General features: G+C 47.0%; 18 protein-coding genes and 2 tRNA genes. 5 read left to right on the top strand and 15 right to left on the bottom strand.

Annotated elements, in window-relative coordinates; translation table 11 throughout:
- Window positions 1–16: 16 nt before the first annotated feature.
- From prfB to speD, 10 genes are read right to left on the bottom strand one after another with little or no spacing between them, the layout of a single operon-like run.
- Window positions 17–1,144: a peptide chain release factor 2 gene (gene prfB, locus OCV68_RS02605; protein ID WP_262570480.1), complete on the bottom strand. Its 1,128-nt coding sequence runs from the start codon at window positions 1,142–1,144 to the stop codon at window positions 17–19.
- A gap of 52 nt (window positions 1,145–1,196) precedes the next feature.
- Window positions 1,197–1,664, bottom strand: coding sequence for an NUDIX hydrolase (locus tag OCV68_RS02600; RefSeq protein ID WP_262570478.1), 468 nt, complete (start codon window positions 1,662–1,664; stop codon window positions 1,197–1,199).
- A gap of 14 nt (window positions 1,665–1,678) precedes the next feature.
- Entirely contained in the window at window positions 1,679–2,221 is a 543-nt protein-coding gene (locus OCV68_RS02595; RefSeq protein WP_262570476.1) for a nitroreductase family protein, read from the bottom strand.
- Window positions 2,222–2,226: 5 nt separating this feature from the next.
- A complete protein-coding gene (locus OCV68_RS02590) occupies window positions 2,227–3,555 on the bottom strand; it encodes a chloride channel protein (protein WP_262570475.1) in 1,329 nt (442 codons plus the stop codon).
- 13 nt (window positions 3,556–3,568) lie between these two features.
- On the bottom strand, window positions 3,569–4,438 hold the full coding sequence (gene speB, locus OCV68_RS02585) for an agmatinase (RefSeq protein WP_262570473.1): 870 nt from the start codon (window positions 4,436–4,438) through the stop codon (window positions 3,569–3,571).
- Window positions 4,428–5,276, bottom strand: a complete 849-nt coding sequence (gene speE, locus OCV68_RS02580; protein ID WP_147621469.1) for a polyamine aminopropyltransferase — start codon at window positions 5,274–5,276, stop codon at window positions 4,428–4,430. Before speE ends, speB begins: the two co-directional genes overlap by 11 nt.
- An 18-nt stretch (window positions 5,277–5,294) precedes the next feature.
- Window positions 5,295–5,618: a TfoX/Sxy family protein gene (locus OCV68_RS02575; RefSeq protein WP_022475747.1), complete on the bottom strand. Its 324-nt coding sequence runs from the start codon at window positions 5,616–5,618 to the stop codon at window positions 5,295–5,297.
- 3 nt (window positions 5,619–5,621) lie between these two features.
- Entirely contained in the window at window positions 5,622–7,076 is a 1,455-nt protein-coding gene (locus OCV68_RS02570; RefSeq protein WP_147621471.1) for an aminotransferase class I/II-fold pyridoxal phosphate-dependent enzyme, read from the bottom strand.
- A 3-nt stretch (window positions 7,077–7,079) separates the two neighbouring features.
- Window positions 7,080–7,772 carry a hypothetical protein gene (locus OCV68_RS02565; RefSeq protein ID WP_262570469.1) on the bottom strand — a complete coding sequence of 231 codons (693 nt, stop codon included), beginning with the start codon at window positions 7,770–7,772 and terminating at the stop codon, window positions 7,080–7,082.
- 24 nt (window positions 7,773–7,796) lie between these two features.
- The gene (speD, locus tag OCV68_RS02560; protein ID WP_178086016.1) at window positions 7,797–8,606 is read right to left on the bottom strand and encodes an adenosylmethionine decarboxylase; all 810 of its coding nucleotides are present in this window, start codon (window positions 8,604–8,606) and stop codon (window positions 7,797–7,799) included.
- A gap of 413 nt (window positions 8,607–9,019) precedes the next feature.
- On the opposite strand from speD, the gene OCV68_RS02555 reads away from it, so the two are divergent.
- Window positions 9,020–10,861: a GH25 family lysozyme gene (locus OCV68_RS02555; protein ID WP_147621473.1), complete on the top strand. Its 1,842-nt coding sequence runs from the start codon at window positions 9,020–9,022 to the stop codon at window positions 10,859–10,861.
- Window positions 10,862–10,962: 101 nt separating this feature from the next.
- Here the strand turns inward: OCV68_RS02555 and OCV68_RS02550 are convergent.
- The 3 genes from OCV68_RS02550 to OCV68_RS02540 all read right to left on the bottom strand — a co-directional run bounded on the left by OCV68_RS02550 (window position 10,963) and on the right by OCV68_RS02540 (window position 12,361).
- Window positions 10,963–11,040: transfer RNA gene (locus OCV68_RS02550), tRNA-Pro, on the bottom strand.
- Between the two features lie 78 nt (window positions 11,041–11,118).
- Window positions 11,119–11,196 (bottom strand) — tRNA-Pro (locus OCV68_RS02545).
- A 223-nt stretch (window positions 11,197–11,419) separates the two neighbouring features.
- Complete coding sequence (locus OCV68_RS02540) at window positions 11,420–12,361, bottom strand: mechanosensitive ion channel family protein (RefSeq protein ID WP_262570466.1); 942 nt, start codon at window positions 12,359–12,361, stop codon at window positions 11,420–11,422.
- Between the two features lie 287 nt (window positions 12,362–12,648).
- Between OCV68_RS02540 and OCV68_RS02535 the strand changes: the two genes are divergently transcribed.
- The 4 genes from OCV68_RS02535 to OCV68_RS02520 all read left to right on the top strand — a co-directional run bounded on the left by OCV68_RS02535 (window position 12,649) and on the right by OCV68_RS02520 (window position 15,369).
- Window positions 12,649–13,437 carry a transporter substrate-binding domain-containing protein gene (locus tag OCV68_RS02535; RefSeq protein ID WP_022475741.1) on the top strand — a complete coding sequence of 263 codons (789 nt, stop codon included), beginning with the start codon at window positions 12,649–12,651 and terminating at the stop codon, window positions 13,435–13,437.
- A 69-nt stretch (window positions 13,438–13,506) separates the two neighbouring features.
- The gene (locus OCV68_RS02530; RefSeq protein ID WP_262570464.1) at window positions 13,507–14,235 is read left to right on the top strand and encodes an amino acid ABC transporter permease; all 729 of its coding nucleotides are present in this window, start codon (window positions 13,507–13,509) and stop codon (window positions 14,233–14,235) included.
- A complete protein-coding gene (locus OCV68_RS02525; RefSeq protein ID WP_022475739.1) occupies window positions 14,222–14,947 on the top strand; it encodes an amino acid ABC transporter ATP-binding protein in 726 nt (241 codons plus the stop codon). Before OCV68_RS02530 ends, OCV68_RS02525 begins: the two co-directional genes overlap by 14 nt.
- Complete coding sequence (locus tag OCV68_RS02520) at window positions 14,947–15,369, top strand: GNAT family N-acetyltransferase (protein WP_262570462.1); 423 nt, start codon at window positions 14,947–14,949, stop codon at window positions 15,367–15,369. The genes OCV68_RS02525 and OCV68_RS02520 overlap by 1 nt, the downstream gene beginning before the upstream one ends.
- A gap of 40 nt (window positions 15,370–15,409) precedes the next feature.
- On the opposite strand, the gene OCV68_RS02515 is transcribed toward OCV68_RS02520, so the two are convergent.
- Together OCV68_RS02515 and ilvD are read right to left on the bottom strand one after the other, a co-directional pair.
- Window positions 15,410–15,853 (bottom strand): hypothetical protein, encoded by a 444-nt coding sequence (locus OCV68_RS02515; protein WP_262570461.1) that lies wholly within the window; start codon window positions 15,851–15,853, stop codon window positions 15,410–15,412.
- Window positions 15,854–15,874: 21 nt separating this feature from the next.
- Window positions 15,875–17,545, bottom strand: a complete 1,671-nt coding sequence (gene ilvD, locus OCV68_RS02510; RefSeq protein WP_262570459.1) for a dihydroxy-acid dehydratase — start codon at window positions 17,543–17,545, stop codon at window positions 15,875–15,877.
- Window positions 17,546–17,555: the final 10 nt, after the last annotated feature.

Genomic DNA, 17,555 nt, shown 5'->3' with positions numbered 1-17,555 from the left:
GTATGGGGAGTGATGATTACTGTAGATCGCCGTGAGAAAGGGCGGTAAGGTATGCGTTGATAAAGCCGTCAAGATCTCCGTCCATGACAGCGTTGATATTGCCGTTTTCAAAGCCTGTGCGTGTGTCCTTTGCAAGGGTGTAGGGCATGAATACATAGGAACGTATCTGAGCGCCCCATGCGATCTCCTTCTTAACGCCCTTGATGTCCTCGATCTTGTCAAGGTGTTCTCTTTCCTTTATCTCGGCAAGCTTGGATACCAGCATCTTCATGGCATAATCCTTGTTCTGGTACTGGCTACGCTGAGTCTGGCAGGATACAACTATTCCTGTGGGCTTATGTGTAAGACGTACAGCGGAGCTTGTTTTGTTGACCTTCTGTCCGCCTGCGCCGCTGGCACGGTAGAAGTCAATCTCCAGATCCTCGGGGCGTATCTCGATGTTAAGGTTAGCGCCGTCCATTTCGGGCATAACTTCCAGGGAAGCAAATGATGTCTGGCGGCGTCCGGATGAATCAAAGGGGGAGATACGTACAAGTCTGTGAACACCGTTTTCGGACTTTAAGAAGCCGTAAGCATTAAGGCCCTCAACAAGAATGGAAGCAGACTTTATTCCCGCTTCATCGCCGTCAAGGTAATCAAGTGTGGTTACCTTGAAGTTGTGGCGCTCAGCCCAGCGGTTGTACATTCTGAACAGCATCTCTGCCCAGTCCTGAGCCTCAGTTCCGCCTGCGCCTGCGTGGAATGTAAGGATAGCGTTCTTGCTGTCATATTCGCCTGTGAGCAGAGTGGTGAGCTTGGTGGTCTCCAGCTCAGCCTTGAACTTTTCAGCTTCTGCCTTAAGCTCTGCAACAGTAGCTTCGTCCTCGTCTTTGCCCTCTTCAACGGTAAGCTCTATCATTGTAAGAGTGTCTTCGAGCATTTCGTTGAGCTTCTTGTAGTTTTCTATGGTAGCCTCATTCTGCTTTATGGTCTGCATAACCTTCTGGGAGTTCTCCAGATCGTCCCAGAAGCCGTCGGCAGCGGACTGCTCCTGAAGCTTTGCGTTATCTTCTTTGAGCTTGTCAATGTTAAGAATATTGTAAAGGTCAGCCATATCCTTGCGGTAGCCTTCCAGTTCCAGTCTGAGTTCGTCAAGTAAAAGCATATATCAAATTCCTTTCAGTTAATAAGTATTTTGTTGTGACAGATAAGCTGCGTCAGAAAATTGCGTCCCTGTGTCTGTATTCGATGTATTTCTTGATAGGTTCCCTCACAGGCGGGCAGATATCCTCGGGGATACAGTCAATATCGAAGAATTTCAGCTCCGTGACCTCTTCGGGCTGCATTTTCATTTTGCCCGAATATTTGCGGCAGATATACACAATGTCAATGGTGCTTACCTCGTCCCCGTTGGGGTAGGTGTAGTGCTGTTCCTCGCCGGAAAATACGCCGAACAGTTCAAGGCTTTCGGCAGTAAGTCCCGTTTCTTCAAGAAGCTCTCTTGCCGCAGTGTCCTCTACCTTTTCAAAAAGCTCCACAGCACCGCCGCAGTATGACCATGTGCCGTTGTCGGCACGCTTCTGCAAAAGTATCTGTCCCTGGGAATTTTCAACTATAACGCTTGCAGCAGCATGGATTATGGGACGGTGCCCAACATATTTTCTTATCTCGGATACATATCCCATAGTCACAGCTCCTTTCAGAAATATCTTGAAATTTCCTCTGCCGATTTTTTGTTGGGACAGTTAGGCTCCTCGGCAGGATAGCCCAGTGCGATAACAGCCGCAACTCTTTCGGTATCGGGAAGAGAAAGTATCTCGGAAAGCTTTTCGCCGTCAACGATACCCATTATAACGCAGCCGATGCCCATATCATGTGCAGCAAGGCAGAATGTCTGAGCTGCAATGCCTGCGTCATACATTTCCCAGCTGTCGCCAAGAGGAGTGGTGAAGCTTCCGTCACGCTCATATCCGCATCTGCCCTTTACTATGCTCTGAACGGCGATGCAGCCGCAGTTTCTGATAATGTCATGGTTGTGGGCAAAGCCATATACAGCCTCATCAGCGATCTTTTCAATGAGAGCCTTGTCGGTGACAATGTTCCATCTGGTGGTCTGAGTGTTTTTCCACGAGGGAGCATAGGCAGCCGCACTGATTATCTCGTTGATAGTTTCCTTTGAAACAGGCTTGTCGGTGAATTTTCTCACTGTGCGCCTTGTCTTTATTCCTGTGATAAGCTCCATATATATCAATCCTTTCCGTTATTTGCGGCAGAGTCAGCCTTTATCTCCTTATAGGTCTTGAGGTGGCGGAATCTGCGGTGAATGAATTTATTATCGTAGAATTTCTGAGCGCTGTAAAGACCAGTATAGCCCGAAAGCATATACGATATGCCGATGACCAGCGCATAATAGGGGAGACCGTCCGCTCCGAAAAGCTCTATGGTCAGCAGGAGCGTTGCAAAGGGGCAGTTGGTAACGCCGCAGAAAACCGCAGCCAGTCCCACAGCAGCTCCGAATGAGTGGGAAAGCCCCAGCAGACCGCCGAAAAAGCAGCCGAAAGTAGCGCCTATGTAAAGTGAGGGCACTATCTCTCCGCCCTTGAAGCCGCAGCCCAGGGTAAGAGCTGTCAGCAGCATTTTCAGAATGAATGCCTCGGGTCGGCTCTGCCCGATAAAAGCTTTTTTGATTATATCAGTTCCTGCACCGTTGTAGTCAAAGCTGCCTGTCAGCGCATATATCAGCATGGATATCGCCGCAACTATCGCTCCGCCTGCAAGGATACGCAGGTATGGGTTCTTGATGTATTTTTTGTAAAGCTCCGCTGTTTTGCTCATTATCTTGCAGAAAACAATGCTCACTATCGCACCTGCTATACCCATAATTATAGTTCGTGCCAGCATGAAATATGAGTCGGCATGGAACTCGGGGATATAGCGGACGAGAAATGATGTGGGCTTTACGTGGAACCAGTCCGCCACCATTGCCGCAGTCAGTGAGGACAGCAGGCAGGGGACTATTGCCGAGTAATGGGCAATGCCCACCACAGTTACTTCAATGGCAAACACTGCCGCAGCGGCAGGAGTACCGAACAGTGCGGAAAAGCCCGCAGCCATGCCGCACATTATGAGCATGGAGTAATCGTTCCTGTTGAGTTTAAGTGGCTTTCTCAGCGGAGAGATAAGGCTTCCGCCCAGCTGGAGCGCCGCACCCTCTCTGCCTGCCGAACCGCCCAGCAGATGGGTTATCAGCGTGGCTATGAAAATAAGGGGCGCAGTTTTTATAGATACCTTTTCTTCTCCTCTTGCACCCTTGATGATGCCGTTGGTGCCGTGGTCGTTGTCCATTCCGCAGAGCTTGTAGAGCCACACGATAACAACGCCGCCCAGAGGGAGAAGCATTACAAGAAACGGATTTGCAGTGCGTATCTGGGTCACTTTGTCAAGAGCCATATGGAAAAACGAGCATACAACTCCTATGAAAATTCCCGAGCATACGGCTATGCACAGCCATTTCAGGAAAACGGCGTATTGGTATAAGACATTTTCCCTGTCGGAGAATATCCCTTTGAATCTCACAATATCCCTCCGATTATTTTGCAAGTGCAAGGAGCAGCTCTCTTAAAAGCTTGCAGGCAATGGCAGTCGATGCGCCGCTCTGATCGTAATGGGGCGAAAGCTCGTTCATGTCAGCGCCTACGATGTTCAGTTCTTCACCAATGAGAATGATGGCTTCAAGCAGCTGATTGAAAGAAGCTCCCCCTGCTTCGGGAGTGCCTGTTCCGCAGAAATATGCAGGGTCAAGCACATCAAGGTCAATGGTGAGATACACGTTCTTGCCTTTAAGACGGCTCACAACATCGGGGAGACCTCTGAAAGAAACTCCGCCTATGTCGGTCTTGTGCATTTCGGTGTGCTCCGCCGCAAACCTGAACTCGTCCCTGTCGCCGCTTCTTATGCCGAACTGGAAAATCCTGCCGTCGCCTATGATGTCATGGCAGCGGTGGATAACGCAGGCATGGGAAAGCTGCTGACCCAGATAGTCGTCACGCAGGTCTGCATGAGCGTCAAAGTGAAGTATATAAACATCATTGTCATATTTCTTTGCCACTGCACGGAAAATTCCCAGTGTGACAAGATGCTCGCCGCCAAGCATTATGGGCAGCTTGCCTGCATCAAGTATCTCCTTTGTCCGTGCCTCGATATCGTCAAGGGCGGATTCGGGAGAGCCGAAGCGCAGCTCAAGGTCGCCTGAGTCAAAGACCTTCAGGTCAAGCAGGTCTTTGTCCTGATATGGCGAATATGTCTCTATCCCGAAGCTTTCGGAGCGCATTGCAGCGGGGCCGAAGCGTGTTCCTGGACGGAACGATGTGGTGCTGTCAAACGGTGCGCCGAAAATGACCGTATCTGCTTCCTCAAAGGGAACATCGCAGCCGATAAAGCATTTAATCTCAGGTTGCATTATCCAGAAGCTCCTTTACATAGTTTGGTATTGCGAAACAGCCCTTATGCAGGTCTGTGTTGTAGTATCTTGTCTTTATTCCGAGAGCGTTCCACCTGTCAGCGTCAAATTTAAGGGGGTCAACAGTCTTGGAGGCAAAGCCGAAAAGCCAGTGTCCCGAGGGATATGTGGGGATATGTGCCTGATATACACGGCAGATATCGAAGAATTCCTTTATGCGCTTGTGCGCTCTCTGCATTGCCTTTGCGTCATCGTCATAATAGGGGCTTTCGTGCTGATTTACCAGAATGCCGTTTTCGGTAAGGGCATTATAGCAGTTGCCGTAAAATTCGCTGGTGAAAAGACCTTCTCCCGGGCCAAAGGGGTCGGTGCTGTCAACGATTATAAGGTCGTAGCAGTTTTCCTTTGTGCGCACGTATCGCAGGCCGTCCTCAAAGTGGAGATGCACCCTTGGGTCATCAAGCTTGCAGGCAGTCTGAGGAATATACTTGCGGCAAACATTCACCACTTCCTCATCTATCTCCACCATGTCGATGTGTTCGATAGTGTCATAGCGTGTAAGCTCACGGACAGTTCCGCCGTCACCTGCGCCTATAACGAGCACCTTTTTTATATCAGGGTTGGAAGCCATTGCAACGTGGGTTATCATTTCGTGATAGATGAACTCGTCCTTTTCGGTGAGCATCATTATGCCGTCAAGGGTAAGAAATCTGCCGAACTCGGGGCTTTCAAAAACGTCAATTCTCTGAAATTCGCTCTGTCCGCTGTAATACTGCTTGTCAATTCTGATAGACATTTTAGCGTCCTTTGAATGATATTCGCTGAACCATAATTCCATGAAAATCAGCCGCCTTTCTTAATTCTTTTTCTTCCGCTGCTTTGGTGCGGGAAGCTCGCTGTAAAGGGTATCGAACAGCTGTGATATAAAAGTCCTGTCCTCTGCATTTTCCACAAGGAGCATCGGCTTTGCCCCCTCATAGGGAAGCTCTCTGGGAGCATCTGGCATAAGCCTTTGGGCTGAGGAAAAATCCTTTACAAGAAATTTGTTGTCATATATGCCTCCCACAAGCTTGCTGCGGAAATATATCATGTATTCGCCCATCATTTTGCGTGTGGTTATCTCATCAAGCCCCGACAGGCAGTCGAGAATATAGTCAAGATATTCTTTTGATGAAGCCATATATCATTCCTTTATTACCCTTATCTTCTCGATGTTCATATCCTCGGTACCTGTCATAAAGCAGCCACGCTTTTTGCTGTAGTCGATATTTTCAAGTATCTCTGGAGTGAGAAGCTCGCCGGGGGCGATAATGGGTATTCCGGGAGGGTAGCACATAACAAACTCGCAGGATATCCGTCCCGCACTTTCCATAATTGGCAGGACTTCCTGCTCGCCGTAGAAAGCAGCCTTTGGGGAGAGCATTATCTTGGGGTTTATGTACTCATGATCCACATGGCCTGCGCTTTCCTTGCCGAAGCGCCTTTTTATCTCGGACAGTGCTGAAACAAGGCGCTCGATATCCTTCCAGCGGTCGCCGGGAGACATGATTGCAAGCACATTTCCAATATCGCCAAGCTCCATCTGGATATCGTAGGAGTCCCTGAGAATGTCATATACTTCAATTCCCGCAAGACCGATATCTCTTGTATATATGGACAGCTTTGTCTTGTCAAAGGCGAAGATATCATCGCCGTTCACAAGCTCGTCGGAATAAGCGTAATATCCGCCTATCTTGTTTATCTCCGTGCGGGCGTATTCTGCGGACTTTACTACCTGAGCGCAAAGCTCCCTGCCCTGAGTAGCATAGTATTTTCTTGCAATATCAAGGGAGGACAGCAGCAGATATGAGCCGCTTGTGGTTTGTGTAAGGTTGATTATCGCACGCACATGACCCTCGGATATCCCTGCATTCTTCCCCACCAGCAGAAAGCTACTCTGGGTAAGGGAGCCGCCTGTTTTGTGCATTGAAACAGCCGCCATATCAGCTCCTGCCGTCATGGCGTTAACGGGCATATTCTCGCCAAAATAAAGGTGAGTGCCGTGAGCCTCATCGACCAGCACCTTCATGCCGTGAGCGTGAGCGATCTCTGTTATCTTCCTGAGATTGGAGCAAATTCCGTAGTATGTGGGGTTGTTAACAAAAACCGCCTTTGCGTCGGGATTATCAATGATAGCCTGCTCAACGTCCTTTACGCTCATGCCCAAAGGAATACCAAGCTTGTGGTTAACTCCCGGATTTACATAAACGGGTACAACGCCGCTTACTATCATAGCGTTGATGGCGCTGCGGTGTACGTTTCTGGGGATAATTATTTTATCCCCTTCCTTACAGACGGAAAGTATCATGGATTGAACGGAGGAAGTGGTTCCGTTTACCATAAAAAAGCAGTGACCTGCCCCGAAAGCTTCGGCGGCAAGTCGCTCTGCGTCCCGAATAACGGAAACGGGGTGACAAAGGTTGTCCAGTGGCTTCATGGAGTTAACGTCCACGGACATACAGGTCTGACCGAGAAATTCGGTGAGCAGGGGATTGCCCTTTCCGTGCTTGTGACCGGGCACGTCAAAGGGTACTACTCTTGCTTCGTTATATTTCATCAGCGCCTCGTAAATAGGCGCATTGTTCTGAGTGTACTGCATTGCTTAATTTTCCCCCTCGCTGGCAGGCAAGCGGCTTATGGATACTCCCCATACAACAGCGTCAGCGATCACGCCGACTGCGCACATAAGAATTGCGTTTGCCATATGAAATAACTCATCAAGCCCGCTGAAGTATATAGCGGTAGTCCGCCAGAAAAACAGAATATAGGCGGTGTAGCCCGCACATAAAACATAGATCACAATGGATAGAATAAACTGAAACTGAAGTCTGTCCGCAGCGATGCCGAAATATTTAAGTCCCTTGGCGTTTAAAAGCGTTACGATAAGAGCGGAAACAGTAAATATCACAGGCCATACAAGATTATCAAGCATATCGCTTTTGGCAAGAGATTCTGCTATCGGGTCTCTCCAGCCGTCAACCTGATAAATATAATAGTTGTCTCCTACGGCATACTTATCGCTTTCAAATTCATAGACAGTGAATTCGTCGGTGTGATACTGACCGTACAGATCCTTATATTCATAGGCAGCATTGGCAACAGTGTATTTTTCTTTGCCGCCGCTTTTATAAAAGTTGCTGTTTTCGGTGCTGAACTCGGAAATATCGGTTATCTGTGCAGTTATCCTGTGATATTTTGTATTTTCCTTTATTCCCCACGCCAGCCACAGCAGGGAAACTGTAAGCACGGTGAAAGCGCATATAAAACAGGCAGTCTTTTTCAGATTTTTTGTCACAGTATCAGCTCATTTCAAGGTGTATCAGAATATGTTCATTCCGCTGAATATCTCTATCATCTCACGTCTCAAAAGGTCGTTTATCTCAAGTCGCCTTTTGGGGGCAAGCTCGTAGGTGTCGGTATTGAAAAGATAATTCTGGAGGAATATCTCCTTTATCATCATTTTGGTGTGGAAAATATTTGCCTGATATACGTTGATGTCGATAGCGTCATACTTTTCAAGGGTGTCCTTGGCGATATAGTCCTGAATGGAGGTGATATCGTGGTCGATGAAAAGCTTTTTGCCCTTTTCGTCACGGGTAAAGCCTCTTACTCGGTAATCAATGGTAATGATATCGGAATCAAAGCTGCCGATAAGATAATCAAGTGATTTAAGAGGAGTTATCTCGCCGCAGGTGGAAACGTCAATATCAACACGGAATGTTGTGATGGCGTTGTCGGGGTGAAACTCGGGATAGGTGTGAACAGTTAAATGGCTCTTGTCAAGATGCCCTGCAATATCCCTTTTCTGGGGAACTCCACGCATATTGCAGGACTCGTCAATATCGTCCCTGTCAAGGTGTTCCTCGGAAATAAGCAGCGTGACCGACGCACCCTGAGGCTCGTAGTCCTGCTTTGAAATGTTCAGTACGTGTGCACCGATAGCATCGGTAACGTCGCAGAGGATCTTGGTAAGTCTATCGGAGTTATACTGTTCGTCGATATACTTAATATAGTCCTGCTGCTCCCTGGGACTCTTTGCATAGCAAATATCATAGATATTGAAGCTTAGAGTTTTGGTGAGATTATTAAACCCGTAAAGCTTGAGCTTATCGTTCAACCCTAACATCACGTTCCTTTCGGATCATATTTTAACAGAGCTTTTGCCGAAAGCAAAGTGCTCCGATGTAATACTAATCTCTAATCAACCTACAAACAAATTCTCGGCTTTGCCTATAGAACGATCAGAGTTTAGCATAAGCATATTTATACATTATTACACATTATATATAATAACCGCAATCCACCCAAAAGTCAAGGGAATTGCCAAAAATAAAAATTATTTTTGCTGTAACCGATTACGCTCGAAAACAAAATTCGGTAACTGATTTTTTTCCGTGATGCACATGATAAGCCTTGCAGGGCGCTTTCTTATAATGTGACAAATTGGTTACATTTATAATAATTATTGACATAAGTTGCAAAATACGGTAAAATTAAATAAGTGTTGAACAAACAAAGAAAAATACTGAAAGGATCTCGAAAATGAAGCGTTATACCAGAAGAGCTTTGGCGCTTGTGTCGGCTGCGGTAATGGTCATGTGCGGCGGAGCGTCCGCATTTGCAGATTTTACCGACCCCGCTTACGCTTATGCCGATTTCAGCAGGAACAAAACGGACAGCAGCGATACTGCGTCAGGCGGCGATAATACGGACACTACTGACGAAGATACCGTCACCGATGATACAGATAACACGGACGACGGCGCCGACGAGGTAACTGACGATACCGAAACAGGGCAGACCACCGAGGAAGTGGATACCTCTGACGGCGTTGTTACCAAGCCCGCAAAGGAAGTTACCATTTACAGCTATAAATCCACAGTCTATGCAGGGGATACCTTTAAAATAGGCTGCCGCCTGAAGCCGTCAAATTCGGACGATGTGCTGACCTATTCCAGCTCCGGCAAAAAGGTGGCAACGGTTGATTCCAAGGGAAATGTCACCGCAGTGGCAAAGGGCACGGCGATAATCACAGTAAAGGCATCATCGGGCGTAAAGGACAGATTTGCCCTTACCGTCAAGGCAGCTCCCGTTGAGGAGGATACCTCTTCCGATGATATTATCGAGGATACAGGCGATAACGGTGATAACAGCGGAAGCGACAGCAAAACACCTGCTTCTTCTTCCGATAAAGCTAAGTCCATTGAGCTTAAACACAGCTCCGTGACTATATACGAGGGCGATACATATAAGATAATCTACGAGCTGGCTCCCTCCGACTGCACCGATACTGTTTCATTCCGCTCGCTCAATAAGGCAGTGGCTTCCGTAAGCAGTGACGGCGTTGTCACCGCAAGGGGAGCAGGCAACACAAGGATCGTCTGCAAAACAGGCAGCGGAAAAAGCATAAAGCTCAACGTCAATGTTGTTTCCGTTATGAGCCAGGAAGAGCAGGATAAGTCATATGAGGAAAAGATAACCAAGGAATATGACGCAAACGGCGATCTTGTTCCTTCAATGGTAAAATTTGCCGAGGAATCCGCAGGCGTTCAGGTAGGTCAGAAAGTCCTGCTTGATGCAAGGATATATCCCGCAGGCGCAAAATATACGTACACCATCGAGTCGGATAATCCTTCTGTGGTAAAGGTCAATCGCAAGGGCGAGATAACAGGCATCAAGGAAGGCAACGCTGTCATCACTCTTTCCACCGACAACGGCAAGACAGACAGCGTGTATGTCACCGTTTACGGCAGCAGGATAGCAGGAATTGACGTTTCCAAGTGGAACGGAGATATAAACTGGAAGCGTGTCAAGAGCAGCGGCAAGGCTCAGTTTGCAATGATAAGAGCCTCCTACGGCTATGAGGACACCGACCCAATGCTTGCAAAGAATGTGGCAGGCTGCGAAAAGTATGATATTCCCTACGGATTTTATCATTATATGTATGCACGCAACGTTTCCGAGGCAAGAAAGGAAGCTGCATATTTCCTGAATGCCATCAGCGACTATTCGCCCGAATATCCCGTGGTGCTGGATATTGAGGAAGATTTCTACAAGTCAATGCCAAGGCGTGATGTTACCGATATCGTCACCACGTTTATGGAAGCACTTGAAAATTCCGGCTATTACGCAATGATATACAGCTATGCCAAGTTCTTTGACGATAATCTTATAATGGATAAGATAGAAAAGTACGATATCTGGGTTGCCTGCTGGGGCGATGAAGTAAAGCTTGCTGAAAACTACAGCTACCACTACGGAATGTGGCAGTACAGCGAGGTCGGCAGGATATCGGGAATAGATGAATATGTTGATCTCAACTACTCATTCAAGAATTATCGTGACACTATAAGAAAGTACGGACTTAACAATCTGAAAAGATAACGATACAGCAAATCTCCTCTGCTTTTGGCAGGGGAGATTTTTTATAGAAATTGTTATCAGTATAAAACAAAAAGTCCTTACAGAAAACTGTAAGGACTTCATGGTCGGAGTGACGGGACTTGAACCCACGGCCTCTACCACCCCAAGGTAGCGCTCTAGCCAAACTGAGCTACACCCCGACATTTTAAAGGGGATAAACAAGTAAGAAGAATAAAAAGACTTGTTTGCAACATTATATTGAAACAAGTCTTTTTATCTGGTCGGAGTGACGGGACTTGAACCCACGGCCTCTACCACCCCAAGGTAGCGCTCTAGCCAAACTGAGCTACACCCCGACAAAACAGAAGTTACTCTTGTTTTGCTTGTTATCGTTTCTGACGACTTTTATATTATATCATAACGGAATACGTTTGTCAAGCTTTTTTTGAAATTTTCCCTTTTAAGGCTTATTTGTCGGAAAATGGTTTAAATGCGTGATTTTTGGCAGCTATGCCTTAGACGTCACACTTTATTTACAAAATTATCCGCAGTATGATTAAGCATACTGCGGATAAAATTTTATGCGTTGTTCTTGATGTTAACGTCCAGCTTGGAGTAGGGGATCTCGATGCCGTTCTTGTCAAATGCAGTCTTGACGTTCTCGATCATATCATGATAAACTGTCCAGTAATCGGAGGTCTTTGTCCATACTCTCATGGTGATATCCACCGAGCTTGCGCCAAGGTTCGATACTCTTGCGAAAGGTGCAAATGCGCCCGCTTCCTTTACTGTCAGGGGGTGAGCGCTGATAACGCCGTTGATGATGTCAATAGCCTTGCGGAAATCCTGCTCGTAGGAAATGCTGAACACCAGATCAACACGGCGTTTGTCCTCACGGCTGAAATTGGTGATAGTACCGCTGGATACCATGCCGTTCGGGATATATACTATTTTATTGTCAAGAGTAACAAGCTTTGTTGAAAGGATCCTGATGTCGTCAACAACGCCTTCTATGCCGTTTGTGATAACGTAGTCACCCTTGCAGAACGGCTTTGTGAAGAGAATGATGAAGCCCCCTGCGATGTTTGAAAGGCTGTTCTGGAGAGCAAGACCGATGGCAACGCCTGCCGCACCTATTACCGTGATGATAGATGTCATGGGTATTCCCAGAACGGAAAGGGCGATTACAATGACAAATGCCGACAGTATGATGTTTGTAAGGGATTTGAGGAAGCCCTGTGCAGTCTCATCAATGTGAGACCTGCCCATGCACCTGTCAACGAATTTCATAATGAGTTTTGTTATGAATTTTCCCACCAGGAAGATCACTATTGCGATTATAACTGTGGGAAGGTAGGCGATTATTGACTCGCCGAATTTTTTGAGCATATCGCCTGTAACGCTGCCCTTGGCAACTGCGTCCATAACGACCTCTGCCTCGCTGACTATCTCGGGAGCTGTAGTCTCGGCGACTGTCTCAGCAACCTCGCTGATAGCTTCTGTTACTGCTGTTTCTTCCAAAATATCATATCCTTTCGTGAGTTGGTTATTATTATAATTATAATATTATCCGCCTGTCATTTGATGTATTTTGTTTTGCATATAAGTTAATATCTGATTTAATTTGCATAATAATCATCGCAATAAAGTGATATCACAGCATTGTAGAAAAATCTGAAATAAAATTTGTTATAATGTAAAATTATATATTAAATTTGAAAAGATGCTTGAATTTCCTTATAAACTATATTATAATAGGTGTAAATATGATTCCATAACTGGGGTTTATGAAAGGAAGTTCATTTAGTATGAAATTAAAGAAGTTAATATCTGTAGCAGCTGCAGCAGTTCTCTCCGCTGCAATGTTCACAGGCTGCGGAAGCAAGGCTCCCGAAAATACCGTTTTCTCCATTGATGACCTTAACGGCAAGAAGATAGGCGTTCAGCTTGGTACAGTTGGCGATACCTATGCTTCCGATGTTGAGGGCGCTACCGTTGAGCGTTACAACAAGGGCGCTGATGCAGTTCAGGCTCTCAAGCAGGGCAAGATCGACGCAGTTATCATCGACCTCCAGCCCGCTACCGTATTTGTAAGCCAGAACAGTGATTCCCTTACTATTCTTGATGACAAGTATCCCGATGAGAACTACGCTATCGCTATCAAGAAGGATAACGACGAGCTTACCCAGCAGATAAATGACGCTCTTGCACAGCTCGAGTCTAACGGCACTCTTGAGCAGATCAAGTCCAACTGGATCGGCGACGAGGCAGGTCAGCACCCCTACACCTCTCCCGAGGGCATTCAGTATGACGGCACTATCGTAATGGCAACCAACGCCGAGTTCCCTCCTTACGAGAGCATGAGCGGCGAGGACGTTGTAGGCTTTGACGCTGATATGATGAAGGCTGTCTGCGATATTCTCGGCAAGGACCTTAAGATCGACAACATGGAGTTCGATTCCATCATTGCCGCTGTTCAGACAGGCAAGGCTGACGTTGGCGTTGCAGGTATGACCGTTACCGAGGACAGACTTGAAAACGTAAACTTCTCTGATCCCTATACTACAGCAACACAGGTAATTATTGTAAGAAAGTAAACCATTTAAATTTTGCGGCTGTCAGCAGTCATGCGGGCAGCCGCATTCAGTTTGGAAGTGATGCTATTTATGATTCAGGATATTATAACGATGATTCAGGATTTTATAACGAATTTTGCTGATAAGTTCTATAAGACCTTTATCGTGGACGATCGCTGGAAATACCTTACAAACGGCCTTAAAAACACGATAGTTATTACGCTTTTTGCCGTAATGCTGGGCATCGTTCTGGGATTTCTCATTGCAATAGTCCGTTCCACCCACGACAAGACAGGAAAGCTCAAATTCCTGAATGTTCTGGCAAAGATATACCTTACAGTCATCAGAGGTACGCCTGTTGTAGTTCAGCTGCTTATAATTTACTTTGTTATTTTCGCATCGGTTTCCGTTGATAAGATATTTGCGGCGGTGCTGGCGTTCGGTCTGAACTCTGCTGCATATGTTGCCGAGATAGTCCGTTCGGGCATAATGTCCGTTGATAACGGTCAGTTTGAGGCAGGCTCAAGCCTTGGCCTCAACTATGCTCAGACAATGATGTACATTATTATCCCGCAGGCGTTCAAGAATGTTCTGCCCTCTCTTGCAAACGAGTGCATCGTTTTGCTGAAAGAGACTTCTGTTGCAGGATATATTGCCGTGCAGGATCTTACCAAGGGCGGCGATACTATCCGTTCCGCAACATATGAGCCGTTTATGCCCCTTATTGCCGTAGCGATCATCTATCTTGTGATCGTTATGGTGCTTACTCACTTTGTTACAAAGCTCGAAAGGAGGCTGGCGGCTAATGATAAGCGTTGAAAATCTCTGTAAATCCTTTGGTGATCTGGAAATACTCAAAGGCATCACCGAGAACATCGAAAAGGGCGAGAAGGTCGTTATCATAGGCCCCTCAGGCTCAGGAAAAAGTACATTTCTGCGCTGCCTCAATCTTCTTGAAAAGCCCACTTCCGGCAGTATCATTTTCGAGGGAACGGACATCACCCATTCAAGCGAAAAAGAGCTTAATCTCATGCGCCAGAAGATGGGAATGGTGTTCCAGCACTTCAACCTGTTTGCTAACCTGAGTATAATAAATAACATCACTCTTGCTCCCGTAAAGCTGAAGCTCATGACCAAGGAAGAGGCAGAGGCTAAGGCAGAGGAGCTGCTGAAAAAAGTAGGACTTCTTGATAAGGCTTATAATTATCCCTCGCAGCTTTCTGGCGGTCAAAAGCAGAGAATCGCCATTGCCCGTTCACTGGCAATGAATCCCGATGTAATGCTTTTTGATGAGCCTACATCAGCCCTTGACCCCGAAATGGTTGGCGAAGTCCTGAACATCATGACCGAGCTTGCCGATGACGGCATGACCATGGTCGTGGTAACTCATGAAATGGGCTTTGCCCGTGAGGTTGCATCAAGGGTAATGTTCATGGCTGACGGAGTTATCATGGAGCAGAATCCTCCCAAGGAGTTCTTTGAAAACCCGCATAACCCCAGACTGAAAGAATTTCTCTCAAAGGTGCTTTGATGATGGAAAGCAGGATAGTTATGGGGCTGGAAAATGCTCCAGAAGCAAAGCTTATCCGACAGACTGTGTTTGTTGATGAGCAGGGTTTCAAAAACGAGTTTGATGATACGGACAATAAAGCCTACCACGGCATTCTCACAGATAACGGAGAGCCTGTGTCAACGGGTCGGCTCTTTACCGAAAACGGCGATTATCATATCGGCAGGATAGCCGTTATGAAGCCGTACAGAGGAAAGGGCCTCGGCCGTGAGATAGTTTCTCTTCTCGAAAGCAAGATATCCGAGCTTGGCGGGGGAACGGCAGTTCTCTCAGCTCAGACAAGGGTAAAGGGCTTTTACGAGTCTATGGGCTACACCGCCTACGGCGATGAATATTTCGATGAATATTGTCCCCATATATCAATGAAAAAGATCATAAAATAAAAAAATCAGCTCCGAGCATATGTTCGGAGCTGATTTTTTATTATTCCGCACTAATTATCTTCCACTTGCCGCCTTCAAATTTCAGCGTGAATGTTATATCCTGTGAAATGCTCATGCCCTGCGAGAAGTAATCTGCCTTGGTCATACATTCCCATTGGGTAAAGTCTGCGGTTTTTTTGTGGTACTTTACATCAACATCGGAGCTGATAACATCGGTGTCCTCAAGCTCTTCAAACTGGGGGAGAGACCTGAAATGATCCTTCTGCTGATGTTTGAAGCTCTTGTCGTCAGTCTGATCGGAATAAATATCCGTCACCTTGTTCATTGATTTAAGGTCGCCTGACGCAAACGCCGCACAGTATTTTTCGATAGCCTTTGTCTGACCGCCGATAAACCATGTTACGGCTATGACACCCAGCAGGAGTATCAGGATTATCAGTGACACTATTTTTCCTATAGTCTTAGATGCGCTGTTTTTACTCATATTACCGCTCCGATTGTGTGATTATTCATTCTTGAGGATAGCACCCTGTGCGCCGGATGTAACAAGGGCAGCATATCTCTTGAGGTAGCCCTTAAGCTCCTTCTTCTTGGGAGTGAAGTTAGCCATACGGCGTGCGATCTCTTCATCGTCAACGTTGAGGCTGAGGGTGTAGTTAGGGATATCAACGGTTATCATATCGCCGTCCTGAACGATTCCGATAATGCCGCCAACAGCTGCTTCGGGAGAAACGTGACCGATAGCCGCACCTCTTGATGCGCCTGAGAAACGACCGTCGGTGATAAGAGCAACATCGCTGCCGAGACCCATGCCCATGATAGCGGAGGTGGGGTTGAGCATCTCTCTCATGCCGGGGCCGCCCTTGGGGCCTTCGTAACGGATAACCACAACATCGCCCTTGACGATCTTTCCGCCGAGGATAGCTGCCTGAGCGTCCTCTTCGCAGTCGAATACCTTTGCGGGGCCTGTGTGCTTGAGCATTTCAGGAGCTACCGCACTGCGCTTAACAACACAGCCGTCCTTAGCAAGGTTTCCTCTGAGGACTGCGATTCCGCCTGTTTCGCTGTAGGGATCGTCAATAGGACGGATAATATCGTGATTTTTGTTTACGCAGCCTGCGATATTTTCGGCAACAGTTTTGCCTGTGCAGGTCATAACGTCGGTGTTGAGCAGATTTTTCTTGTTAAGCTCGTTCATAACTGCGTAAACTCCGCCTGCTTCGTTAAGATCCTCCATATAAGCGTGACCTGCGGGAGCAAGGTGGCAGAGGTTAGGAGTCTTTGCGCTTATCTCATTTGCGATATCGAGATTTATTTCAATTCCGCACTCGTGAGCGATAGCGGGGAGGTGGAGCATACTGTTGGTGGAGCAGCCCAGAGCCATATCAACGGTAAGTGCATTGTGAAATGCCTTTTCGGTCATGATATCAAGTGGTCTGATGTTCTTTCTGTAAAGCTCCATTACCTGCATACCTGCGTGCTTTGCAAGGCGCAGTCTTTCGGAATAAACAGCGGGGATAGTACCGTTGCCCTTGAGGCCCATGCCCAGAACTTCGGTAAGGCAGTTCATGGAGTTTGCGGTGTACATACCCGAGCAGCTTCCGCAGGTGGGACAAGCCTTGTTCTCAAACTCTTCAAACTCTTCCTCGTTTATTCTGCCTGCGGTGTATGCGCCTACAGCCTCGAACATACTGGAAAGTGAAGTCTTGCTGCCCTTAACGTGGCCTGCAAGCATGGGGCCGCCTGATACGAAAATTGTGGGTACGTTTACACGGGCAGCAGCCATAAGCAGACCGGGAACATTCTTGTCGCAGTTGGGTATCATTACCAGAGCGTCAAAGTGATGAGCAAGAGCCATGCACTCGGTGGAATCTGCAATAAGGTCACGGGTAACGAGAGAATACTTCATTCCCTGATGACCCATTGCAATACCGTCGCAAACTGCGATAGCGGGGAATACAACAGGTGTACCGCCTGCCATAGCAACGCCCATCTTTACGGCTTCAACGATCTTGTCGATGTTCATGTGACCGGGAACGATCTCATTGTAGGAAGAAACGATACCTACCAGAGGTCTTTCCATTTCCTCATTGGTCATTCCGAGAGCGTTGAAAAGTGAACGCTGGGGAGCCTTGTCGGCACCCTCACAGAAAAAGTTACAATCTTTGCAAGACATTTTTTATTAC

It is taken from the genome of Huintestinicola butyrica, from assembly GCF_025567215.1.
Classification (GTDB): Bacteria; Bacillota; Clostridia; order Oscillospirales; family Ruminococcaceae; genus Huintestinicola; species Huintestinicola butyrica.
The sequence above is the reverse complement of the archived record's forward strand: the minus strand, read 5'-3'. Positions and strand labels throughout refer to the sequence as shown.